The following is a 21,704-nucleotide window of genomic DNA, read 5'->3' as shown; positions in this document are numbered from 1 at the left end:
CCAACAACCAACAATCAACCATCTTCTGCAAATGTAACGGTTTGCAAAGTATAATGAGTACGGCAAAACCCTTAAGAAATATTGAAGAGCAGTAAAGTTACATGCGAGTAGCGATCGCCGGAGCAGGTTTAGCAGGACTTTCCTGTGCTAAATATTTGACAGATTTAGGTTATACCCCCATTGTCTTGGAGAGCCGGGATGTACTGGGAGGGTTAGTAGCAGCTTGGCAAGATGCCGACGGTGACTGGTACGAAACTGGTTTGCATGTCTTTTTTGGGGCTTACCCCAATATGTTGCAGCTACTCAAAGAACTGGGCATTGAAGACCGTTTGCAGTGGAAAAAACACACTATGATCTTCAACCAGCCCGAGAAGCCAGGAACCTATAGCAGGTTTGATTTTCCCAATTTGCCAGCACCGTTAAATGGCATCGTGGCAATTTTGCGGAATAACGATATGTTGAGTTGGGGAGAAAAAATCGAACTAGCCAAGGGGTTGGTTCCCGCCATGCTTCGAGGACAAAAGTATGTTGATTCCACAGACCAGTATACTTTTTCCGAATGGCTGAAACAGCAAGGAGTGAGTGAGGATGTCCAACAAGATATTTTTATTGCGGCCTCGAAATCGCTTAATTTTATCAATCCTGATGAAATTTCAGCAGTAGTATTATTGACTGCCCTGAGCCGCTTCCTCCAACAAAAAGATGGCTCCAAAATGGCATTTTTGGATGGTTCCCCCACAGAGCGGCTGTGTCAACCATTGGTAGATTATATTACAGCACGTGGAGGAGAAGTACGGTTAAATGCCCCATTAAAAGAAATTTTGCTGAATGAAGATGGTACGGTGAAAGGGTTTTTGATGCGGGGACTCAATGGAGCAGCAGATTACATAGAAACTGCTGACGTTTACGTTTCGGCAATGCCAGTGGACGTTATGAAGGTGATGCTACCAAATCCTTGGAAGGAAAATGACTTCTTCCAAAAGCTAGAAGGGTTAGAGGGCGTGCCTGTGGTAAACTTGCAGTTGTGGTTCGACCGCAAACTTACTGATATAGACCAGTTGCTATTTTCGCGCTCGCCTCTACTCAGCGTTTATGCTGATATGAGCAATACCTGCCGTGGGTACGCCAATCCTGAGCGCTCTATGCTGGAATTGGTTTTGGCTCCGGCAAAAGATTGGATTGCCAAATCCGACGAAGAGATTTTGCAGGCAACCCTTGCGGAATTGCAAAAACTCTTCCCCTCACACTTTAGCGGAGACAATCCAGCAAAATTGCTGAAATATCATGTAGTCAAAACGCCGCGTTCAGTATATAAAGCAACTCCTGGTCGCCAACACTACCGTCCTTCTCAGCAAACACCGATTAGCAACTTCTTTCTGAGTGGGAGTTACACTATGCAACCCTATCTCGGTAGTATGGAAGGTGCTGTGCTTTCTGGTAAGCTGACAGCGCAGGCGATTGCTGAAGGACACTCGGTGGCAAATTCATCAACCCTGCAAATGCAAACCCCTCAGCCCGCAACGAATGCTGCAACTGTCTGATTCCCCCCCGCGCATGAAACCGCCGGTCTCTGTGGATGAGTCCTATCAACTTTGCCGTCAAATCACAGCAAAGTATGCCAAAACTTTTTACCTTGGCACTTTGCTGATGAGCAAGGCAAAACGTCCAGCTATTTGGGCAATTTATGCCTGGTGTCGCCGTACCGATGAACTGGTGGACGGCCCGGCGGCTGCCATTACCACACCAGAAACCTTAGATAAATGGGAGCAGCAGCTGGAATCCATTTTTGCGGGACATCCAGTAGATAATTATGATGTTGCTTTAGTGGATACCCTCCAGCGCTTTCCGATGGATATTCAGCCCTTTCGGGATATGATCGCTGGTCAGCGTATGGACTTACAGCGCAGTCGCTACGAAAACTTTGACGAGTTATACCTGTACTGTTACCGTGTCGCCGGTACTGTAGGGCTAATGTCAACGGCGGTTATGGGAGTAGATACCAAGCAAAACACCGCTCCTTGGAACCGCAATCAACTACCTTATCTGCCCACCGAAGAAGCGATCGCACTCGGAATTGCCAGTCAACTCACCAACATCCTACGGGATGTGCATGAGGATGCACGGCGGGGAAGAATTTACATTCCCCTAGAGGATTTAGCACGATTCAACTACACTGAGCAAGATTTGTTCAAAGGCGTGGTGGATGAACGCTGGCGTTCCCTGATGCGTTTTTTAATTGCTCGCACCCGCCAATTTTACAAAAAGGCAGAAAAGGGAATTAGTTACCTCTCTCCAGATGCACGGTTGCCTGTATGGGCAGCTCTGATGCAGTACAGTAAAATTCTGGAAAAGATTGAGCGTAACGACTACAACGTATTCAGCCAACGTGTTTACGTGCCGCAGTGGCAAAAGATACGTAGTATTCCACTGGCGTGGTTGCGATCGCAAGTACTTTAATTGGTAGTTGGTTGTTGTTTGTTGTTTGTTGTTTGAACAACTAACTAGCAACTACCAACTATCAACAAGATGAAAATGACTCTTGACTCTACCAAAATAATCTGTTAACATTTATATTCGACATAGTGGAGAGGTGGCTGAGTGGTCGAAAGCGGCAGATTGCTAATCTGTTGTACGGATCGAAAGGCCGTACCGAGGGTTCGAATCCCTCCTTCTCCGTTTTTTTTACTAGAGACGCGATAAATCGCGTCTTTATTTTTTAAGGGCGCAACGAATTCTTTCTGTAGGTATCTATAGAAATACTCCTTTAGGCTGATGCTATTATTTATGCTTTGGAGCGATTACAGATTAAACTTATCTTGCAATTAAAAACTAAGTTTGCATCTGTTAATGATTAAGCTGCTGAGCAAAATAAGGAGTGAAATTTAAATATTATGAAAAAAACTATTAGTGCTTTTGCCCTAGCTATAACCACCTTCACAACAGGCTTTTTAGTAGCGGCTTGTGATGGCAACACCACCACAACCTCTAACACAGGCACTGATGGAGCTACTAGCACTCCAGCAGGTTCAACCACCACAGCCGCCAGCAACACTCAAGGGTTAAAAATAGGTTCGCTGCTACCAACAACAGGTGACTTAGCTGCGATCGGACAGCAGATGGTAGAGTCTGTTCCTCTACTCGTAAATACTGTGAATGCTTGCGGTGGTGTGAATGGACAACCCGTAACCTTAGTGCAAGTTGATGATCAAACTGACCCCAAAGCTGGTACTTCTGGTATGCAAAAACTAGCAACTTTAGATAAAGTTGCGGGTGTAGTTGGTTCTTTTGCTAGTAGTGTCTCCAGTGCAGCTATCTCCATAGCTGTGCCAAATAAAGTCATGCTCATTTCTCCTGGTAGCACCAGCCCTGTATTTACTGAAAAGGCAGCAAAAGGTGAATACAAAAACTATTGGGCGCGTACTGCCCCTCCAGATACCTACCAAGCTCAAGCTTTAGCCCAACTTGCTAATCAAAGAGGTTTTAAGAGAGTTTCCACTGTCGTTATTAACAATGACTATGGTGTGGGATTTGAAAAAGCATTTGTACAAGCATTTGAAAAATTAGGGGGAACGGTAGTAAATAAAAGTAACCCCGTTCGCTACGACCCGAAAGCTACAACATTTGATACCGAAGCACAAGCAGCTTTTGCAGGTAAGCCAGATGCAGTACTAGGGGTGTTTTACGAAGAAACTGGAGCCTTGTTTCTGAAATCCGCATACCAGCAAGGTGTGACTCAAGGGGTGCAGATCATGCTGACTGATGGTGTGAAGTCAGATACATTCCCAGACAGAGTAGGCAAAACTCCTGATGGTAAATACATCGTTGCAGGAGCTATAGGTACAGTTCCCGGTTCTAATGGTAAAGGATTAGAAGCTTTCACCAAGCTTTGGCAAGAAAAAAGAAAATCCCCACCTGCACCATACACTCCCCACGGTTGGGATGCAGCTGCTTTGTTAGTTTTATCTGCCCAAGCTGCTAAAGAAAATACAGGTGTTGGTATCGCCAATAAAATCCGTGAAGTTGCCAATGGCCCTGGTGTAGAAGTTAGCGATGTTTGCGAAGGTTTGAAATTACTCAAAGAAGGTAAAGATATAAATTACCAAGGAGCTAGCGGCAACGTAGATATTGACGAAAATGGGGATGTAGTTGGTGTCTATGATGTTTGGACAGTGGGTGATGATGGCAAAATCAAGACTGTTGAGCAAGTTAGTCCGAAGTAGGGACTAGGGATCGGGGATAAGAGGACAAGGGGGACATGGGAGAAAATAAACACCAATACCCAATCCCCGATCCCCTATCCCCTATCCCCTAATTTTCACAGACCGAAGTTATAACCAACTCCGAGTGTCAAACCGATATCAGTGTCGTCAAAAAATGCTGCATTCACAGCGGCTGTGGCAGTAAATTGGCTGTTGAGTGGGAAATCTACACCACCAGATAATAGAAAGGAAAACTGAGAGTCATCACCTGTGTTAATCGCTGCACCAGCACCGACGTAAGGGGCGATCGCAACAGTTTCACTAAAAGGATCTCCTAGTTGCTGAAAGGAAAAATCGTAGGTGACGGGAACGAGAATAGTGGTGTTATCGCCTACCACTACTGAAGGTCTAACAGATAAGCTTCTTGATAGTCCTACCTTACTGATTACCATAAAATTAGCATCACCTAAGGAGGAGTCACCACCAGCCAAACCAATGTTTGCTGCTACACCAATATAGCTAGATCCTCCACGTGTAGCTCGACCTGGAAGAATATCTGATTGTGCAACTTCCTGAGTAGGAGTAGATGGTTGAGAAGTTGAGTGTTGATCTTGAACAGTAGTAAGTCCTGTAGATGATGTTGCTACTGTGCCAGGAATGGGTGTAAATGTAGGATTATCTGTCTCTGGTGTAGCGACGTTATAGAACTGTTCCTGAGTAGAAGTAGAATTAGATACTTCTACTGAATTTTCTACTGGAATGGGTGATGCAGTCATGGCTTCTGCTTCAAAGCTGGTAGAGTCAGCAGTCTGAGCAACAGCAGGCAAACCACCAAATAAAACAGCGGTAGTTGCTATACCAACTAAACCGACAAGTTTTTGATTAAAAACAATCGTATTCACATTCACTCCTCAAACAATATTACCTTTATAGATAATGGGTTTTGCCCATATTGAGCCAATGTTTGGCAATATCTACATTTAACATCAAAAAATCTATTTCTACATCCCTATTTTCAAGGTAGTACAAATTTTTGAATAGTCACTATATAGAGGGATAGATCCTCAATTCAACGGATGACAAAAATTATTCAATAAATAAAAATAACTTTCTACCAATCATCAAAGTTATTTTTTGCCATTAATCATTAATTACTATTCATTTATTCTTGATTATTTATTGAAGAATAGACCTTTTGTACAAATATTTTTACCCCACCCTAACCCTAAGCGAAATCGGGCAGAGAAGTAAATTTTCCTCTTGTTTCCGGGGGCAATTAAGGGGAATTTTAAGAATTCATGGAAGAAGCCTAATAAGCACTGACTAATGACTAAGGCATAACTTCTAACTAATGTTAATAAAATACAAATAATTTATACAAATTAATAGTAGTACTGCTCAGAAAGAAGTCGTTATATCTTTACCTTATGGCGCTCTACATCTTGTAATTTCTGTAGTAAATGCAATGGTTGTTCGACTTTTTGCCTGACTAATAAGTCAGTTACTTTGATAATCTCGTCAAAGCGAAAATTATAAGTGAGTTGCGTTATGACTTGAATTAAAGTTGGAAATTGTGTGGGAATTTGAGCCAATAGCTGAAGAATACTTTCATCATTGCACTCTTTAGCTGCTGTGTGTAGTTTTTGTATCCATGCATCTGGCATCGTTGCTAGGTCTTCAGGAGTTAAGCTTCTAGATTTCACGTCCTTATTTTGGTTAACTATACCTGGTTCAAAGTAAATGTAGCGCACGCCTAAGTGTTTTGTAAGTTGAGCAAAAATTTCTTCTTCAGAAAATGGTTTGCTGAGAAAGTCATCACAACCAGCAGCTATCATTACCTGTCGCTGTTCCTCAAAAGCATAGGCCGTGAGGGCGATGATTTTAGTATGAGACGGGAGATGGTTCTCCCTATCTCCCCATTTAAATTGCTCCCTCCTTTTAATTTCCCTGGTAGCTTCGTAACCATCCATAATTGGCATCTGCATATCCATAAATATGATATGGGGACACCAACTTTCCCAAATAGCTATACCTTGTTGGCCATTTTCTGCTTGTTGTATTTCAAAACCCAAAGGTTTTAAGAGTTTGATGAGACATTGGCGATGGTCTTGATTATCGTCCACAATTAGCAGACGATAAATTGGTTGGTCTGGTGCTAGACACTTAACCCGTTGACTTGACAACTGTGGTAGCTGTGTCATCTCTGCTAAGCTGACCTGAATGTCGAATGCAAATATACTTCCTTTTCCTACTACGCTCTTAACACAAATATCTCCACCCATTAACTGTACAAACTTACGACTAATTGCTAGTCCTAAACCTGTTCCTTCTTGCGATCGCCTACCACTTTCGGTTTGAACAAAAGCTTCAAATAAATTGTTGATTTCTTCTGAAGCAATACCAGAACCTGTATCTTCAACCTCGAAAATTAGGAATTGGGGATTGGAAATTGGGTATTGGGGATTGGGATTTTTCGTTTGTCTTCCTTGTTCCCCATGTCCCCCTTGTCCCCCTTGTCCCATTTTCACACGTAGAGTCACGCTTCCAGTTTGAGTGAATTTGAGGGCGTTACTCAACAAGTTCAATAGAACTTGCCGCAGTTTACTTTCGTCAGCAATTATGTATTGTGGTACTGATGGCGATCGCTCAAAAATGAGAGTAAGTTTTTTGGCTGCGGCTTTGAGGCACAGCATATCTTCTAAACTATCTAACAGACTATATAAATCTAATTGTTTTTCATTGAGCTTAATTTTACCTGCTTCAATTTTGGACATTTCCAGTACATCGTTAATTAATTGCAGCAGGTGTTGACCACTTCTGTTAATAATGTCGAGATACTCCCGATTTTCACCGATACAGGAAGTATCGTCATACATGATTTGAGAAAAACCTAAAATACTGTTGAGGGGGGTGCGAAGTTCATGACTCATTGCTGCCAAAAACTGGCTTTTAGCCTTGTTAGCTGCTTCGGCTGCTTCTTTGGCATGTTGCAATTCTATTTCAGCTTGCTTGCGATCGCTAATATCTCGTGCTACCCAAAGTACTGATTGGTCTGAGATAGGGGAAATACTAGCACTAAACCAAACCTGACGCCCCTGCCGAAACAAATTGTAATCAAAATAAAGTGTCTGCTGTAAATCTAAAGCCTGTCGAACTTTTTCTAACCACAGCTGAGCGGTCTGTTCATGAAAAAATTGTTCTACCGTCTGACTAATCACATCAGTATCATCTGTATGTGTTTGATTGGGTTTTGTTGGTAGAATTTTTATGCTTCCAAGTTGGTTGTTGTGAAGATTAATGATCAGCACTACATCAGTCATTGCCTCAAAGACAGCACGCATTTGAGCTTCAGAAGTCCGTAGCTTTTGCTCAAGTAACTTGCGCTTGCTTGTTTCCTTTTGCAGCTGCTGAGTTAACTTTCTTAATTGGCATTCCGGACAATCAACTAGATCCATATATCTTTAAATTTGCGAATAATGACTAGTAAGAAGTTAGAGATAAGGATTTATGTTAGGTAAGAAAAATTGTAGGAAGTAATATTATTTTAATTTTTTATATAAAATAATACTTCATCTTAAGTATATTCTTGGATACATCATTAGTCACTACTTAATTTTTGCAGAAGACGCGCAGAGAGAAGAGATGGGCGACGCGGGGACACGTCATGTCTAACCAACAGCAGATGCTTCGATTTGAGAATACGCTCCGCGTCTCTCTTTCTCCGCCTCCATCTTCTAATTTAAACTGGCAACTGCTTCGGCGATACGCTGAGAAACAAAAGGCAACAGATTACGATTTTTAGCGTGCGTTTTGCCTTCAGTAAATACAACTACAAGATAAGGGCGAAGATTGGGTATTTCTATATACGCAGCATCATGTCGGACTTGGCTAGTCCAACCCGCCTTTGACCAAATTTGTGCTGTTTGGGGAAGACCTGCACCTAAAAAGCCTGTAATTTGGTCTTCCTCTACATCTTGCGGCAATTCATCAGCCTTGAGACTACGTTTGAGTATACTCATCATCGCTTGCGATCGCACACTAGATACTGCTACACCACCAACAATACTATGTAACAGTCTGGCGGTAGCATTAGTTGTTAGCATATTGCGATTTTCTAGTAATTGTCCATAAAATGCCCGTTCCCGTCCGTAGGGGCCATCACACCAAGTCTTTTGGCAGACGTTAATACTTTCCATTTCCGGCCATCCCAAGGATTGATAGTAGCGGTTAACAATATGGCGCTGTTGCTTCCACGTCTCAAATGGCCCTGGTGGTAATTCTGGCCCCGATGTAGTTCCTGTCAGTATATCTACTATCAAGCTAGTAGCATCATTACTAGATTCAACAATCATATCACGCATGGCTCTTTCTAACTCACTAGAGGTCTGAACCATACCTTTTTCTAGCCATTCCTGGACTGCTACCAAGTAAAATAGCTTCACCACGCTGGCTGGGTAAATTCGCTCTAAACCTCGATAAGTAAAACCACGGACTGGATGGTTCCAAAAAGCATCTGGAGTCAAAGCACCACCAGTATTTACCAAGACAGGTGGATCGTAGACAATCCAAGTCAAAGCAATTTGGTTGCGGGCTAAGGTCGGAAATTCTGCCCAAGTTGCTTCTAAAATGCCATTACCTAGTTTTTCCAGTTGTTCTTCTTGATTGAAAAAAGTCATTGTTGTGTTTGCAGAATGTCCCTAAATCTCAAATCCCAAATCGAAAATTTAGAATCAGGTGAGTATGAGTGTCTAACTGACCTGAACATATATGATTCTCCAGAATGTACACGCTTGGCTACCCAAGCCCAGGCTGGGCGACATTTGTGGTTAACATCAAATTATCAAGATGTGGCAGTAGAGGTGTGTTTGTGTGAGGATGACTATCCAGGCTGGTTGTCGGTTGCAGATTTGGTTTTTTTACAGACAGCTACTGTACCTTATCAGGCTAAACCATTTTCCGAATCAGAAATTAAAAAATTGCTACCAGAAGTAATTGCTTTTACTCACAAAGCGATGCAACAACCTAATTATTATCTCTGGGGCGGTACAGTTGGGCCAAATTATGATTGTTCAGGCTTGATGCAGGCGGCATTTCGTTCAGTGGGTATTTGCTTACCCAGAGATGCGTATCAGCAGGAAGGCTTTACCCAACCAATTGTCTTAGCACTGCTGCAACCAGGTGATTTAGTATTCTTTGGGTCTCCCCAAAAAGCTACTCATGTGGGACTCTATTTAGGAGATGGTTTTTATATCCATAGTTCTGGTAAAGATCAAGGGCGTAATGGTATTGGGATTGACATTCTCTCGGAACAAGGTGATGAGGTGAGTCGGTCATACTATCAGCAACTACGCGGTGCTGGCAGAGTGGTGAAGAGTTACGAACCGCAGAGTCATAGAGGATTGAAAGAAAAAATATGAGGAGTGGATTAGTTTCTAATGGGATGGCTGGACAATATGAGGCGATTTCCTCATCAGTTCCTAGTGTTTCAGTGGTGGTGCCTGTACGTGATGAAGTGGAAAGTTTGCCTCATTTATTAGAGGCGATCGCTTCTACCTTAAACGTAAGTCATCTTAGTTACGAAATTATCTGTGTGGATGACGGTTCTACGGATGGTTCTGCCCAGTTGCTCAAAGAACAAGCACAAATCCGTAATGATTTAAAAGCGGTGATCCTGCGGCGTAACTATGGTCAAACTGCGGCAATGGCAGCTGGATTTTATTATGCACGCGGCAAAGCAGTTGTAACTTTAGATGCCGATCTCCAAAACGATCCAGCGGATATACCGATGTTATTGGCAAAGCTGGAAGAAGGCTACGATTTGGTCAGTGGTTGGCGACTCAATCGCCAAGATGCAGCTTTGACAAGGTTATTACCCTCTAAAATAGCCAACTGGTTAATTCGACGGATCACTAGCGTAGACATACATGATTACGGTTGTTCATTAAAGGCTTACCGTGCGGAATTGGTAGCAGATATGAACCTCTACGGAGAACTGCACCGATTTTTGCCAGCCTTGGCGTATATCGAAGGGGCAAGAATTACCGAAATGCCCGTACGTCACCATGCGCGCCGCTTTGGGCGGAGTAAGTACGGTTTGTCGCGGACTTTCCGGGTAGTAATGGATTTATTAACGATCGCCTTTATGAAAAAGTTCCTTACCCGCCCAATGCACGTTTTTGGGCTATGGGGCTTGATTTCTATCCTTTCGGGAGGTGCGATCGGCATTTACTTGACTTGGGTAAAATTAGCTTTGGGTCAAGATATTGGCGATCGCCCTTTATTAATTTTGGCTGTTCTTCTGTTAGTGACTGGGGTGCAGTTATTCTGCTTTGGTTTACTAGCAGAGTTACTCATGCGTACTTACCATGAATCCCAAGGACGCCCAATCTATCGAGTACGGGAGGTTGTGACAGCCAAGGAAGTTGAGTGAGGAATGGGGAGGTGGGGAGGTGGGGAGATGGGGAGATGGGGAGATGGGGAGGTGGGGAACTCGGGGTCCCCTCTGGGGATTAGGGGCAGTGGGGAGGTATGAGGAGTGTGAGGAGTGTGAGGAGTGTGAGGAGTGTGAGGAGTGTGAGGAGTGTGGGGAGTGTGAGGAGTGGGGGAGCCAGCGCGGTCTTGTTGGTTTCCAACAAAGAGCGACTGGCGTGGAGTGTGAGGAGAATAAATAGTGACAAATGACCACTAACCACTAACAACCCTACCCTTACCTTAAGCCACTACGTGTCTACGGATTCGCCAGTCCCCCTACCCTTACCTTAAGCCACTACCTGCGGAAGCCGCTTCGCGTCTACGTGTCTACGTGACGGAGACCGCCTTTTTGGGGGGCTGGTCTCACCAACAACCAACCACTAACTGCCACAATTGTGAAGTATTAGTTATTATTAAGTAATGTAACGATTGTTGTCAGTCATAAGTCTCAAGTCTACTGTTAAGGATTTAAATTCCATAATGCCAAGTCTAAAATCCAATGACAATTGACAATTGACGAATGACTCTTGACTTAAATTTAAGTGCATTTGTTGTGAAAGTACTTAGTAAAATTGATACTCAATTACGGCAGAACCTGCTGGTTTTATTTACCGCAGGTTTATTATTCTGGTCTAGTTTGGCTTCTTTATTGCCAACCTTACCGCTTTATCTAGAAGAAGTGGGGGCGAGTAAGCAACAAATCGGGATTTTGATGGGCAGTTTTGCGATCGGACTGCTGTTATTTCGTCCTTGGTTGGGGAATTTAGCAGATCAACGGGGCCGCAAAATTGTACTACTGATTGGGATGGTGGTGGTAGCGATCGCTCCCCTTGGTTATGAACTCACGACCTACATACCTTTATTAATAGTGTTGCGTGCGTTTCATGGCATCAGTATCGCTGCCTTTGCTACTGGTTACATAGCGCTGGTAGCAGACTTAGCACCACCTAGCCATCGGGGTGAGATTATTGGCTACATGAGTTTGGTGAATCCGATTGGTTTAGCACTTGGGCCTGCTTTGGGTGGTTATTTACAGGCTGCGGTTGGTAATACCGCATTATTTTTGTTATCTGCCGGGTTAGGTGGGTTAGGGTTGTTATGTATTTTGCCAATTGTCAATCCACCAGTCCAGAAGCAAGCGCAAGTCGAAAACCATAATTCTAATTTCTGGCAAATGTTGTTTAGTGCCAGGGTGAAAGTACCAGCATTTGTGATGTTAATGGTTGGTTTGACTGTCGGAACTTTGCATACTTTTGCACCCTTGTTTATCAAATCTACTCAGGTTGACTTAAATCCTGGGTTGTTTTACACAGCTTCGGCAATCTCTAGCTTTAGTGGTAGGTTATTTACTGGAAGGGCAAGCGATCGCCTTGGTCGAGGACTGTTTGTGACAGTTGGTTTAGCTTTTTACTCTCTATCGATGGTACTGATGTGTCTAGCCAACAATGGTAGTACTTTTTTACTCGCTGCCCTGATTGAAGGTGCTGGAGGTGGTACATTAATTCCGATGATTTCAACACTAATGGCAGATCGTTCCCTTCCTCAAGAAAGGGGACGTATTTTTGCTATCTGCATAGCTGGGTTTGATTTTGGCATAGCGATCGCAGGCCCAGTTGGGGGTTTTGCTGCTGATCAATTCGGCTATCGCCTAAGCTTCGGTTTAGCAGCTGCTTTAACCGGACTTGGTATGATTGTTTTCCTTACCCAGTGTAGTAAAAATCTGCCCACTTCCCTACGTTTCGCCCTTGGTCGTGGTCAAGATTATTATGCTCTAAATGGAATTCAAGATTGAAAGCTGCAAATAAAAATGAAGAATTTAAATTCTTCATTTTTTCATTTTAAATTTAGAAACGGGCGAGGAGGGATTCGAACCCCCGACACCGTGGTCCGTAGCCACGTGCTCTAGTCCACTGAGCTACACGCCCTTGCGGTCACAGGATCTAATACTAACACATCGTTATCATATGACGCAAGATAATTTTCAAAATTCTTCTGTTGACCTTACCCACCTGGACCACCAAGGGCAAGCCCAGATGGTAGACGTGTCAGAGAAACCGTCCACAGTTCGCCAAGCAACAGCAGCTGCAAGAGTGCGAATGTTAGGCGAAACCTTTGCCGCCATTCAAGCGGGAAATGCCCCTAAAGGAGATGTACTCGCAACAGCACGACTAGCAGGAATTATGGCTGCTAAACAGACAGCTAACTTGATTCCTCTATGTCATCCTTTACCTTTACATAAAGTAGAAGTCATTTTAACACCAGACCCGCAACTGCCTGGTTATCAAATTCAAGCCACAGTTAAAACCAAAGCCGAAACGGGTGTAGAGATGGAAGCCCTCACAGCTGTTTCTGTCGCTGCTCTTACCCTTTATGATATGGCAAAAGCTTTAGAAAAATCGATTCAAATTGAATCAATTCGATTAATCAGTAAAACTGGCGGCAAATCAGGGGATTATTTAGTTAATAGGTAATAGGTAATAGGTAATAGGTAATAGGTAATAGGTAATTGGTAATTGCGATTTATACTACCCATTCCCCTTTCCCCCTTCCCCTTATTCAATCGCACTGACAGCTTCGCTAACATCAGTTGGAGTTTGATATTCCTGTTCTGGCAATTGCTGCAATACAGAGATAGCATTCTCATCAGCACCATTTTGTTGAGCGTGCTGAATCAATTCTTCTTTGCTAGCAGGATAATCCATGCCTTTTAAATGTTTTTGTAATTGAATGGGGTTGATTTTAGCCATTTTCTTGACCTCCAAAATACCACCTCTAAATGTCATTTTCATGTTTACAGCCAGATGGAGTTGTTACCTCTATCAAGAAGATTAGGTAGTTTTATTTTCTAAGCAATCAAAGGTCTTCCATTTGGCTGATGAGGCAATTTTTTGCCCTTGATACTTTGAGGTAGAAGCAACAAGATTGTAAATCTTGCGTCCGATAGATATCGGAGGGCTGAAATATGGCACTAATACGTTGGGATCCTTTCCGGGAAATTGAGCGTAACGATCCTTTCCGGGAAATTTCTAGCTTGCAACGTGAAATGAATCGCCTGTTTGATCGCATGATGACTACTAGTGGCGATGGCGGCGAAATGGCTGGATATGCTTTTATACCAGCAGCTGAAATGCACGAAAATCCCGATAATATCGAACTTCGGGTTGAACTTCCGGGTATGGAAGCTAAAGATTTAGATGTCAAAGTTACCGCCGAAGCTGTTTCGATCAGCGGTGAACGCAAAGTTGAAACTAGAGCTGAAGAAAAAGGCATGAGACGTTCGGAATTCCGCTACGGCAAATTCCAACGAATAATTCCTTTACCTAGTAGAATTCAAAACGATAAGGTACAAGCGGAATTTAAGAACGGTGTTTTGTGTCTGACAATGCCGAAAGCTGAGGAAGAAAGGAACAAAGTTGTCACTATTAGTTTAGAAGGACAACAGACTCCGGCTATCGGCGAACAATACGACAGACAAACTCAACAGCAACTACAAACTCAATAGGGTTAGTTTTAACTAAAATTAATCAGCCGTTGATATCTCTAGTAGTTTCACAAATACTACCAGAAAAATATAGTTAACAGGATTGACAGGATAATTCACAACAATATTATGCTGTCAGTCCTATTTTTTGCTCAAATCAAATTAACTCACCTAGACTTTTCCATGAAAAATGCCATACTGACGGCAGATTTTTGCCAGCAATTCTATTAAGTAGACTAAAGTCAAGCTTTCCATTCAGCAATGACAAAGCTATGCCAGCAAGCGACTTCAAGGATTATTACCAGATTCTAGGGGTAAGCAAAAATGCCACGCCGGAGGAGATTAAGCAGGCTTACCGCAAGCTGGCACGTAAGTATCACCCCGATATCAACCCCGGAGATCAAAAAGCGGAAGAACGCTTTAAAGAAATTAATGAAGCTAACGAGGTTCTTTCCGATCCAGAAAAACGTCAGAAATATGACGCTTTTGGTCAATACTGGCAGCAAGCGGCGACAAGTGGGGCAACGCCACCACGCGGGCGTCAAGGTGCAAGAGTAGATGTTGGTGGGGTTGATTTCGATCAGTACGGTAATTTTGATGATTTTATCAATGACTTGCTTGGTCGCTTTGGTGGCGCGGGTAGAGGTGGCAGAACTTATACTTATCGTACCTATACAGGTGGCGATCGCGACTATAGCGATTTTTTTGAAAATGTTGCGGCTGAAGCACCTGCACCCGATACAGAAGCAGCTATTTCCCTGACTTTTTCCGAAGCATTTCACGGTACACAGAAACGGCTGCAAATCGATGGTGAGACGGTTACTGTCCGCATTCCTCCAGGGGCAAAACCTGGAAGTCGTCTCCGCATCAAGGGTAAAGGACGTCCCAGCCCATTTTCTCAACAACGGGGAGATTTGTATTTAACAATTGAAGTATTGCCCCATCCTTTCTTTCAATTTGAAGGTGATAATATTGCTTGTGAAATTCCCATTCGACCGGATGAAGCTGTGTTAGGGGCGCAAGTCAAAGTTCCCACGCCTGATGGTAGCGTCACGATGAAAATTCCGGCGGGTGTGCGTTCCGGGCAATCCTTGCGTCTGCGGGGCAAAGGCTGGACACTACCTAAAGGGGGACGCAGCGATTTAATTGTCAAGCTACAAATTGTATCTCCTAAAGATTTGAGTACGACCGAACGTGAGTGTTATGAAAAAATCCGCGACAGTAGCACTTTTGATCCGCGCGCTACGCTACAAGAGGTGAAACTATGAGTCAGGTTAGTCTGTCACAGGTGGTTGTCTCTGAAGAAGGCGATCGCCTTTACACATTTGAATATGCAGCTTTAGTTACACAAACATCAACTGCACTGATAGAACGCTTTGCTACGTTGGGGTTGATTTCACCGATTAATTCGATGTTGCGATCGCGTGATATTGCTCGCATCGCTCAAATTCTGCGCCTACGTCGGGATTTAGGATTAAATTTAGTCGGTGCTGCAATGGTTCTAGATATGGCTGAAGAAATTGCTCAACTGCGGGCACAGTTGCAAGTGTACAAGTCTCGGCAATCTTAGTAAGCTTTGTGTATATCGTAGTGTTTTTTAACGCAAAGGGGCGCAGAGAAAGCGCACCAGCTAGCAGAGTTTTTCTCAGGGGAATTCGTTCGGAATTAATTAAATATATAGTTAGCTTATGTTAGGTTATCAGGATCAACGCCAATAGAACCGAAAAAATCCTAAAATGGGTCAGAAACCAAATTTTATTAAAATCTGTAACAACGTATATGCCTCCTCGTTGGCCTCGTAAACCCGATCGCAAAGACCCAGCTTACCGCAAACTAGATGATCGAATGAATTTTGCTGTCCATGTGGCAATATTTGCAGCCTGTAATTCGGGGTTGTGGTTCTTTCACAACTTCTTAAAAGCTACTTGGGAATGGCTACCTTGGGTGACAGCAGGGTGGTTGGTGGTATTGTTAGTTCACCTGATTTATATTGCTGCGATCGCTGACTATTCGGAAATACCGCCCAAATCCACCTGAAGATGGACTGATGAAGCTAGGGCAATTGTAACTTGTGGCTGTAGAGTCTCCCAGTAATTGAGCGATAATAGTAATAGTTTATAAATTCGCTTCCGTTCATTAGGGTTATTTTTATGGCTAAGACTAACACCACAGAATTACTGGAAGCCCTAGCAAATGAAATTGGCGAAAACGTTTACATGGATATTGCCAAATGGCATTTATATCTATCAAATGCCAAATTACATACTGTGGTTGCAGAACAAGTTTATCCCTTAATCACTGCTAATAAGCCTGTAGATGAAGATGATGTAATTCAGATTCTCGAATCTATTCCTGTGAAAATTGGTGGTGGTAGAAGGGAAATTCCTCTGATTGATTTATTACCTCTGCAATGTCAGGTGAATTTGGTAGATATTTTAGAAAAATTCCAACGCGAAATGTAATTTTTTTCTTTTGTGTTAAGTAGATTCAAAATTACTTGACTTACCAATTCTCTTTTGAAAAGAGAAGCTATAACTGCGTATCAGTTCTATTTATAAATCCACTCTAGTAGCAAAAATATTTGCAAAAGATTGAGAAGAAGGACTGTTACACAGTTTTTTTATGGTTGATTTTCTATTCAAGCAATATAAATTTACGGAGGTTATTTATTATGTTGTTACAACTCAAAGATAGTGGTGAATTGTTGAAAATTCTTGATGTTCAAGAGTTAATTGACCCTAGCATCGATACTATTCATGCTAGAGATCAAGAAGGTCAAGAAGAACAATCACCAGAATCTTATAAAAAAGAAGACCTCGTTTTTCCTTCAGGTGAAAGTCTACCACGCTGTTGGATGGATGCAAATTATAGAAATGCAAAAGCTTCTTAATTTGGTCGATTGATGTAGAGATGCGAGTAACATCACATCTCTGCTTTATTTGCTAAGGTCATTTTTATTTTTTACTACTTTAGGAACTTCCAAAAAATAAATTATCTAGTAGGGTGCGTTACGGCGTTAAGCCTAACGCACCGTCTCATATATAAATCCTTAACACACCCCACAACCATCGGTTAGATATTTTTTAATTGGAAGTTACTTGAAATTGTTAAACCCCGTCCTTAAGGACGAGGTCTTCATTAAAATTTGGAATTTCAAAGATAAATCTCAAAATTCAAAATTGCCATGATGGGTATCACCCATCATACTTGCAATATTGAGTGAATGTTATTATTAGCGATCGCACTTAAAAAATCTTCCTCACAAATACATCAATAAACAATTGGTGAGTTTGTTTGAGGAGATGCAATACAAAGAGCGATATCACTGATTTTGTGTGAAACAAATCAGAATTATTTGCAAAAAGAGGGATAATAATTGTTGTGGTTAAAAGTGAGGAGACTTTCTAGCAAAGTGACAATATAGGAGGTAAAGATGGGTCGTCTACTCTACGAAGAATCGTTGTCTTACAAGGGATATTTAATCATTCCTTTTGTTTTTGGAAAAGCGGATAATTACGAGATTTATTCGTATAAATTATTGTCAGAAATTGGTTACACAAGTAAATTCCACAAAGTGGAAAATCCAGCACAAATATATGGCAGTAGTGTCAGTAATATCCTGGATATTGCCAAAGAACATATAGACCAAAATTCAGAATTGGTCAGTGAAGGCGATTACTTTAAGAATCGCTATGTTTACCGTAATAGCCTCATAATTATTTATCGAGAAGAGGGTAAATATTTTTACGACCACTATCCACCAGATTCATTAAATAATATTGCAGCACCCAAAATCTTCACATCAGAATATGAATGTCTGAGTTGGATCAAGCAAGGACTTGATAGCTTGCATGTCCGGCGCAGGTAGTGGGAGATGGGGAACTCACCGGCCCCCACTCCCTGTCGGTCGTGGGGATTAGGGGCAATAGGGAGATGGGGAACTCACCGGCCCCTGGTGGGGATTAGGGGCAGTGGGGAGAAAGATTTCATCCCGCTACCCATACACCCCTACACCCCTCTTTCTAGCCAGAGAAGTTAAGGTAGCCAAAAATTAGGCAAGATAGACTTACTCACCTGACGCACTGTTCTATTGACTGTCCTTGCTAGTTGAATATGAGGTTCATCAGCTGCCACTGATAGAATTTGTGCTGGTGTTCCCTCGCCCAAATGAGAAATTACTAAATTTGCTGCTTCTAATCCTGTGACGTAAGCTTTTTCTTGAGACCAAGAACCGTGGCGGCTAATAATCCAATCACCACTCATAAATACATTTTTTACACTAGTTTTAGCTGGTAGCATATAGCGATAGCTACCAGGGGCAAAGTGAGTTACTGCTTGTGGTAAACGAATGACACTACTATCGATTACTTTTGCTTGCTGAAATTCTGGAATGCAAGTTGCTAAATAACGCTGCACTATCGATACAATTTCCTGATCTTCTAGGGGAATAAATTGATTAGCATGATAAAAATCAACTTCTACTACTGTCCCTGATTCATGTTGATATTCATCGTGTAGCGCGTTTAAATCAAAAAATGTCCAGCCTGTAGTCTGATCAAAGCCAAAGCAAGCATTAGAAGGACGAGGAATTGTAATTTTACGGTCAAACCAAAGACGAGTTGCTAAAACATCAATCGCCCCTAAGTTATTTAAATTCCGGAATTCTGCACGAGTTTGCAAACTGCTGCTACTTGAGACAATCTTTTTCATCCCAGTCACACCGACAGCGAAAATTACTGCATCAGCATCAAACACTTCTTCACCGCAAACTACACCTGTCGCCCGATTATTACTATCAATAATTAAGTCAGTTACACGTTTACTGATAAGGAATCTTCCCCCTAGCTTTTCAATTTGTTGTATCCACGGACGAAAGATTTTTTCTCCCACGGTTCCCCGACACCAAACCACATCAAAATCAGGTTGATGTGCCAGGATAAAAAAGTAAAGCATCCCTAAAGTTGCTGCTGCGGAACATTGTTCACCAGGTGCAAACAAGCCCACCAATAACATTGGTTCAAAAGACTCGCTATAAAGTCTTGCCGAAACTCCAAAATCTTTAAACAATTCCCGCGCAGTCACAAAATCATATCGTCGCCAAGCTGCATCAGAATTATCAAAATCAATGACGGCATAAAGTAAAGGTAAGGCGCTAAGGCGATCAATTAATGGCAGACGTTTAAATTGAGTATAGATAAAAGTCCCCAAAGGTGTGGGAAGTTGGGGTAAATCTTGAAAAATTGGTGATTCAACTTCTAAACCCGCGGGTGAATATTGGGAAGAACGAGTCCAACTGGTAAAAGGGTTAATCTTTAGTTCATTAGTAAGGGAAAAAATATTTCTGTAAGGATACCAAAAACCGTGAATTCCCGCTTCTATTGATCGTCCTCCTGGCGTTTTCCAACCTGCGACAAGTCCGCCAGGGTAGGAACCTGCTTCCAGAAGAGTCACATCGTATCCTTGTTTTGCTAGATGATAGGTTGCACCTAACCCAGCCCAACCTGCACCAACAACTATCACCTTTTTACGCTGTGATGCTTCTGTCATTGTTCAGTCTCCGGTTATCACTGTAGGGGTATACCCAGCCTTTGTGGTTCTAGTATTAATTTATTAGATTTTTAACAGCCAAAGTTTTGATTTAAACAAGTTAAACCCCATCCTTAAGGACGAGGTCTTCATTATGTAAAAAAATGGAGCTAAGCGGATTCGAACCGCTGACCCCCTCAATGCCATTGAGGTGCTCTACCAACTGAGCTATAACCCCCCATAAAGTATTGACTTGTATAGCTTTTAGCAACTTTGTATAATTGCTATGAATTTTTCACTTTTCTGATTATACAACAAAATCTGCTTTTTTAGCCAATACTATCATTAATATACATTAACTAAAGCAAAGTTGCAATTAATCAGTGATCAATTATCAGTAATCAGCGAGCAAATTAAATTGTTTATTGTTAACTGTTGACAGTTCACTGATTCCCAACCACCAACCAATACAATAGTCTGAAAATTCATAATCTCAAAAGGCTAAGATGCGGGCGCTATTGTCTGGGTACTACGGGAAAGGAAATGGTGGCGATGAGGCTTTGTTGGCAACGCTACTGCAAATGTTACCATCTGATGTGACACCAGTGGTTCTTTCTGGCAATCCAGAGGAAACACACAATCGCTATGGTGTAGAAGCTTATGAACGTATGGCTTTTTCTAGCTTAATCAAAGGTTTACGTTCTTGTGATGCTCTAATTTGGGGTGGTGGTAGTTTAATTCAAGATGCCACCAGTGCGATTAGCCCATTTTACTATGGAGGCATGATGAGTGTAGCTCAAAAAATGGGCTTAAAAACTGTGGCTTGGGCCCAAGGTATCGGCCCTTTACATCGTCGTGTGACGCGCTGGTTGGCACGACAAACTTTTGCAGGTTGTACGAGAGTAAGTGTACGCGATCGCGCTTCGGCAAGTTTACTGTCTGATTGGCAAATTCCCCACATCCTCGCACCCGATCCGGTTTGGGCGTTACAATCCAAACCAGTTCCTGGACTGTGGGATTTATCTGCGCCGAGAGTTGCTGTCACATTGCGATCGCATCCCCAACTCACCCCAACTCGCCTTAGTCATCTGACTCGCGCCTTGGTTGATTTTCAAAAAGCTACACAGACTTTTATTGTGCTGCTACCCTTCCAAAAGGCACAAGATTTGAGTATTGCCCAAGCAATGCAATCAGCACTCAAGGATGTTAGTCAAATTCTTTGTTTGGAAGAACCACAATTGTTAAAGGGTGTGTTTCGCGGCATTGAAATGGCGATTGGAATGCGCTTACATAGTTTAATCATGGCAGCAAGCGAAGGTTGTCGCTGTTTTGCTTTAAGTTATGACCCGAAAGTTAACCGTTTAATGGAAGATTTAGATATGCCGGGGTGGGATTTGGCAAATCTACCAGATGACCCCAATATTATTAGTAAAACCTGGATTGAACATTACGCCAATGGTGATCCACTCTCATCAGAAAAAAACCAGTTTTTAATAGATAGGGCCCTGATTCATCGCGAGGTATTGCACCAAGCCCTAAATCATTGAACACTGATAACTGATAACTGTTCACTGAACAAAGCCGATGGCGGGATTTGAACCCGCGACCGCCCGATTACGAATCGGGTGCTCTACCACTGAGCCACATCGGCACAAACAGTCTGTAATTATAGCATCTTTAATACCATGGTACAACCGAACCCCGAAAACCGCCGCTCCCAAAGCCAAATGCATCCGGAACGGTATGCTCGTCTGAAAGCAGAAATCACTGCCCCCTATCGCAACATACGCAAATTTTTTTACCTCGGTGCTGGTGCTTCGGGTTTTATTGGTGCATTTATCTTCTTTTTTCAGGTGTTGGCTAGACACAATCTTGATACTGCCTTACCCAATTTTGCACTACAGGTAGGAGTAGTTGCCGTGGCCATGTATCTGTGGCGCTGGGAAAGTAGGCGGAAAAGTTAGTGAGAGGAGTATGGGGAGGTGGGGAGGTGGGGAGATGGGGAACTCACCGGCCCCCACTCCCCT

Annotated in this window: 22 protein-coding genes and 4 tRNA genes; 18 read left to right on the top strand and 8 right to left on the bottom strand. The window is 42.6% G+C overall.

Annotation, left to right across the window (positions count from 1 at the left end; translation table 11 throughout):
- Positions 1-101: 101 nt before the first annotated feature.
- The 4 genes from pds (at position 102) to UYI_RS0101725 (ending at position 4,220) form a co-directional block, all read left to right on the top strand.
- On the top strand, positions 102-1,541 hold the full coding sequence (gene pds / locus UYI_RS0101740; RefSeq protein ID WP_016864970.1) for a 15-cis-phytoene desaturase: 1,440 nt from the start codon (positions 102-104) through the stop codon (positions 1,539-1,541).
- Positions 1,525-2,457, top strand: a complete 933-nt coding sequence (crtB, locus tag UYI_RS0101735) for a 15-cis-phytoene synthase CrtB (RefSeq protein WP_016864969.1) — start codon at positions 1,525-1,527, stop codon at positions 2,455-2,457. Before pds ends, crtB begins: the two co-directional genes overlap by 17 nt.
- Before the next feature lie 127 nt (positions 2,458-2,584).
- A tRNA-Ser gene (locus UYI_RS0101730) sits at positions 2,585-2,676 on the top strand.
- 215 nt (positions 2,677-2,891) lie between these two features.
- Entirely contained in the window at positions 2,892-4,220 is a 1,329-nt protein-coding gene (locus tag UYI_RS0101725; protein WP_016864968.1) for an ABC transporter substrate-binding protein, read from the top strand.
- Between the two features lie 95 nt (positions 4,221-4,315).
- On the opposite strand, the gene UYI_RS0101720 is transcribed toward UYI_RS0101725, so the two are convergent.
- The 3 genes from UYI_RS0101720 to UYI_RS0101710 form a co-directional block, all read right to left on the bottom strand.
- Positions 4,316-5,101, bottom strand: a complete 786-nt coding sequence (locus UYI_RS0101720; RefSeq protein WP_016864967.1) for a hypothetical protein — start codon at positions 5,099-5,101, stop codon at positions 4,316-4,318.
- A 510-nt stretch (positions 5,102-5,611) separates the two neighbouring features.
- The gene (locus UYI_RS0101715; protein WP_016864966.1) at positions 5,612-7,654 is read right to left on the bottom strand and encodes a response regulator; all 2,043 of its coding nucleotides are present in this window, start codon (positions 7,652-7,654) and stop codon (positions 5,612-5,614) included.
- Between the two features lie 279 nt (positions 7,655-7,933).
- Positions 7,934-8,875 carry a serine hydrolase gene (locus UYI_RS0101710; RefSeq protein ID WP_016864965.1) on the bottom strand — a complete coding sequence of 314 codons (942 nt, stop codon included), beginning with the start codon at positions 8,873-8,875 and terminating at the stop codon, positions 7,934-7,936.
- Between the two features lie 15 nt (positions 8,876-8,890).
- Here UYI_RS0101710 and UYI_RS0101705 point away from each other — a divergent pair, with 15 nt between their 5' ends.
- From UYI_RS0101705 to UYI_RS0101690, 4 genes are all read left to right on the top strand, one after another.
- Positions 8,891-9,616 carry a C40 family peptidase gene (locus UYI_RS0101705; protein ID WP_016864964.1) on the top strand — a complete coding sequence of 242 codons (726 nt, stop codon included), beginning with the start codon at positions 8,891-8,893 and terminating at the stop codon, positions 9,614-9,616.
- On the top strand, positions 9,613-10,629 hold the full coding sequence (locus tag UYI_RS0101700) for a glycosyltransferase family 2 protein (RefSeq protein ID WP_016864963.1): 1,017 nt from the start codon (positions 9,613-9,615) through the stop codon (positions 10,627-10,629). Before UYI_RS0101705 ends, UYI_RS0101700 begins: the two co-directional genes overlap by 4 nt.
- Positions 10,622-10,870: a hypothetical protein gene (locus UYI_RS31735; protein WP_016864962.1), complete on the top strand. Its 249-nt coding sequence runs from the start codon at positions 10,622-10,624 to the stop codon at positions 10,868-10,870. Before UYI_RS0101700 ends, UYI_RS31735 begins: the two co-directional genes overlap by 8 nt.
- A 320-nt stretch (positions 10,871-11,190) precedes the next feature.
- Entirely contained in the window at positions 11,191-12,462 is a 1,272-nt protein-coding gene (locus UYI_RS0101690; RefSeq protein WP_016864961.1) for an MFS transporter, read from the top strand.
- 59 nt (positions 12,463-12,521) lie between these two features.
- Here the strand turns inward: UYI_RS0101690 and UYI_RS0101685 are convergent.
- Positions 12,522-12,595: transfer RNA gene (locus UYI_RS0101685), tRNA-Arg, on the bottom strand.
- A 39-nt stretch (positions 12,596-12,634) separates the two neighbouring features.
- Between UYI_RS0101685 and moaC the strand changes: the two genes are divergently transcribed.
- Entirely contained in the window at positions 12,635-13,141 is a 507-nt protein-coding gene (gene moaC, locus UYI_RS0101680; RefSeq protein ID WP_016864960.1) for a cyclic pyranopterin monophosphate synthase MoaC, read from the top strand.
- Positions 13,142-13,222: 81 nt separating this feature from the next.
- Here moaC and UYI_RS0101675 read toward each other — a convergent pair whose 3' ends face one another.
- The gene (locus tag UYI_RS0101675) at positions 13,223-13,417 is read right to left on the bottom strand and encodes a DUF2795 domain-containing protein (RefSeq protein WP_026085689.1); all 195 of its coding nucleotides are present in this window, start codon (positions 13,415-13,417) and stop codon (positions 13,223-13,225) included.
- Between the two features lie 215 nt (positions 13,418-13,632).
- Here UYI_RS0101675 and UYI_RS0101670 point away from each other — a divergent pair, with 215 nt between their 5' ends.
- The 7 genes from UYI_RS0101670 to UYI_RS0101640 all read left to right on the top strand — a co-directional run bounded on the left by UYI_RS0101670 (position 13,633) and on the right by UYI_RS0101640 (position 18,019).
- Entirely contained in the window at positions 13,633-14,172 is a 540-nt protein-coding gene (locus UYI_RS0101670) for an Hsp20/alpha crystallin family protein (RefSeq protein ID WP_016864958.1), read from the top strand.
- Between the two features lie 251 nt (positions 14,173-14,423).
- Positions 14,424-15,419, top strand: coding sequence for a DnaJ C-terminal domain-containing protein (locus UYI_RS0101665; protein ID WP_016864957.1), 996 nt, complete (start codon positions 14,424-14,426; stop codon positions 15,417-15,419).
- Positions 15,416-15,721, top strand: coding sequence for a chaperone modulator CbpM (locus UYI_RS0101660; RefSeq protein WP_016864956.1), 306 nt, complete (start codon positions 15,416-15,418; stop codon positions 15,719-15,721). Before UYI_RS0101665 ends, UYI_RS0101660 begins: the two co-directional genes overlap by 4 nt.
- A 209-nt stretch (positions 15,722-15,930) precedes the next feature.
- Positions 15,931-16,188, top strand: coding sequence for a 2TM domain-containing protein (locus tag UYI_RS0101655; RefSeq protein WP_016864955.1), 258 nt, complete (start codon positions 15,931-15,933; stop codon positions 16,186-16,188).
- Between the two features lie 113 nt (positions 16,189-16,301).
- Entirely contained in the window at positions 16,302-16,613 is a 312-nt protein-coding gene (locus UYI_RS0101650; protein ID WP_009456909.1) for a DUF3181 family protein, read from the top strand.
- A gap of 209 nt (positions 16,614-16,822) precedes the next feature.
- Positions 16,823-17,041, top strand: a complete 219-nt coding sequence (locus UYI_RS0101645; RefSeq protein WP_016864954.1) for a hypothetical protein — start codon at positions 16,823-16,825, stop codon at positions 17,039-17,041.
- A 543-nt stretch (positions 17,042-17,584) separates the two neighbouring features.
- Positions 17,585-18,019, top strand: coding sequence for a hypothetical protein (locus UYI_RS0101640; protein ID WP_009456907.1), 435 nt, complete (start codon positions 17,585-17,587; stop codon positions 18,017-18,019).
- A gap of 167 nt (positions 18,020-18,186) precedes the next feature.
- Here UYI_RS0101640 and UYI_RS0101635 read toward each other — a convergent pair whose 3' ends face one another.
- Together UYI_RS0101635 and UYI_RS0101630 are read right to left on the bottom strand one after the other, a co-directional pair.
- Positions 18,187-19,698: a hydroxysqualene dehydroxylase gene (locus UYI_RS0101635; protein WP_016864953.1), complete on the bottom strand. Its 1,512-nt coding sequence runs from the start codon at positions 19,696-19,698 to the stop codon at positions 18,187-18,189.
- Positions 19,699-19,842: 144 nt separating this feature from the next.
- A tRNA-Ala gene (locus UYI_RS0101630) sits at positions 19,843-19,915 on the bottom strand.
- Positions 19,916-20,183: 268 nt separating this feature from the next.
- On the opposite strand from UYI_RS0101630, the gene csaB reads away from it, so the two are divergent.
- A complete protein-coding gene (gene csaB, locus UYI_RS0101625) occupies positions 20,184-21,224 on the top strand; it encodes a polysaccharide pyruvyl transferase CsaB (RefSeq protein ID WP_016864952.1) in 1,041 nt (346 codons plus the stop codon).
- Positions 21,225-21,256: 32 nt separating this feature from the next.
- Here csaB and UYI_RS0101620 read toward each other — a convergent pair.
- Positions 21,257-21,328: transfer RNA gene (locus tag UYI_RS0101620), tRNA-Thr, on the bottom strand.
- Positions 21,329-21,362: 34 nt separating this feature from the next.
- Between UYI_RS0101620 and UYI_RS0101615 the strand changes: the two genes are divergently transcribed.
- A complete protein-coding gene (locus tag UYI_RS0101615) occupies positions 21,363-21,641 on the top strand; it encodes a DUF3493 domain-containing protein (RefSeq protein WP_016864951.1) in 279 nt (92 codons plus the stop codon).
- Positions 21,642-21,704 lie beyond the last annotated feature (63 nt).

The organism is Fischerella muscicola PCC 7414 (genome assembly GCF_000317205.1).
In the GTDB taxonomy this organism is placed as follows: Bacteria; Cyanobacteriota; Cyanobacteriia; order Cyanobacteriales; family Nostocaceae; genus Fischerella; species Fischerella muscicola.
Note: the sequence above shows the minus strand (reverse complement) of the source record. Positions and strands in the feature narration are given on the sequence as shown.

What these genes read in the sequence shown, in the direction of transcription:
- UYI_RS0101700 (WP_016864963.1), top strand. Translation starts at nt 9,613, where the DNA reads ATGAGGAGTGGATTAGTTTCTAATGGGATGGCTGGACAATATGAGGCG.
- UYI_RS0101640 (WP_009456907.1), top strand. Translation starts at nt 17,585, where the DNA reads ATGGGTCGTCTACTCTACGAAGAATCGTTGTCTTACAAGGGATATTTA.
- UYI_RS0101690 (WP_016864961.1), top strand. Translation starts at nt 11,191, where the DNA reads ATGACTCTTGACTTAAATTTAAGTGCATTTGTTGTGAAAGTACTTAGT.
- UYI_RS0101675 (WP_026085689.1), bottom strand. Translation starts at nt 13,417, where the DNA reads ATGGCTAAAATCAACCCCATTCAATTACAAAAACATTTAAAAGGCATG.
- UYI_RS0101725 (WP_016864968.1), top strand. Translation starts at nt 2,892, where the DNA reads ATGAAAAAAACTATTAGTGCTTTTGCCCTAGCTATAACCACCTTCACA.
- UYI_RS0101635 (WP_016864953.1), bottom strand. Translation starts at nt 19,698, where the DNA reads ATGACAGAAGCATCACAGCGTAAAAAGGTGATAGTTGTTGGTGCAGGT.
- UYI_RS0101715 (WP_016864966.1), bottom strand. Translation starts at nt 7,654, where the DNA reads ATGGATCTAGTTGATTGTCCGGAATGCCAATTAAGAAAGTTAACTCAG.
- UYI_RS0101660 (WP_016864956.1), top strand. Translation starts at nt 15,416, where the DNA reads ATGAGTCAGGTTAGTCTGTCACAGGTGGTTGTCTCTGAAGAAGGCGAT.
- UYI_RS0101650 (WP_009456909.1), top strand. Translation starts at nt 16,302, where the DNA reads ATGGCTAAGACTAACACCACAGAATTACTGGAAGCCCTAGCAAATGAA.
- UYI_RS0101705 (WP_016864964.1), top strand. Translation starts at nt 8,891, where the DNA reads ATGTCCCTAAATCTCAAATCCCAAATCGAAAATTTAGAATCAGGTGAG.
- csaB (WP_016864952.1), top strand. Translation starts at nt 20,184, where the DNA reads ATGCGGGCGCTATTGTCTGGGTACTACGGGAAAGGAAATGGTGGCGAT.
- UYI_RS0101665 (WP_016864957.1), top strand. Translation starts at nt 14,424, where the DNA reads ATGCCAGCAAGCGACTTCAAGGATTATTACCAGATTCTAGGGGTAAGC.
- UYI_RS0101670 (WP_016864958.1), top strand. Translation starts at nt 13,633, where the DNA reads ATGGCACTAATACGTTGGGATCCTTTCCGGGAAATTGAGCGTAACGAT.
- UYI_RS0101710 (WP_016864965.1), bottom strand. Translation starts at nt 8,875, where the DNA reads ATGACTTTTTTCAATCAAGAAGAACAACTGGAAAAACTAGGTAATGGC.
- pds (WP_016864970.1), top strand. Translation starts at nt 102, where the DNA reads ATGCGAGTAGCGATCGCCGGAGCAGGTTTAGCAGGACTTTCCTGTGCT.
- crtB (WP_016864969.1), top strand. Translation starts at nt 1,525, where the DNA reads ATGCTGCAACTGTCTGATTCCCCCCCGCGCATGAAACCGCCGGTCTCT.
- UYI_RS0101655 (WP_016864955.1), top strand. Translation starts at nt 15,931, where the DNA reads ATGCCTCCTCGTTGGCCTCGTAAACCCGATCGCAAAGACCCAGCTTAC.
- UYI_RS0101615 (WP_016864951.1), top strand. Translation starts at nt 21,363, where the DNA reads ATGGTACAACCGAACCCCGAAAACCGCCGCTCCCAAAGCCAAATGCAT.
- UYI_RS0101645 (WP_016864954.1), top strand. Translation starts at nt 16,823, where the DNA reads ATGTTGTTACAACTCAAAGATAGTGGTGAATTGTTGAAAATTCTTGAT.
- moaC (WP_016864960.1), top strand. Translation starts at nt 12,635, where the DNA reads ATGACGCAAGATAATTTTCAAAATTCTTCTGTTGACCTTACCCACCTG.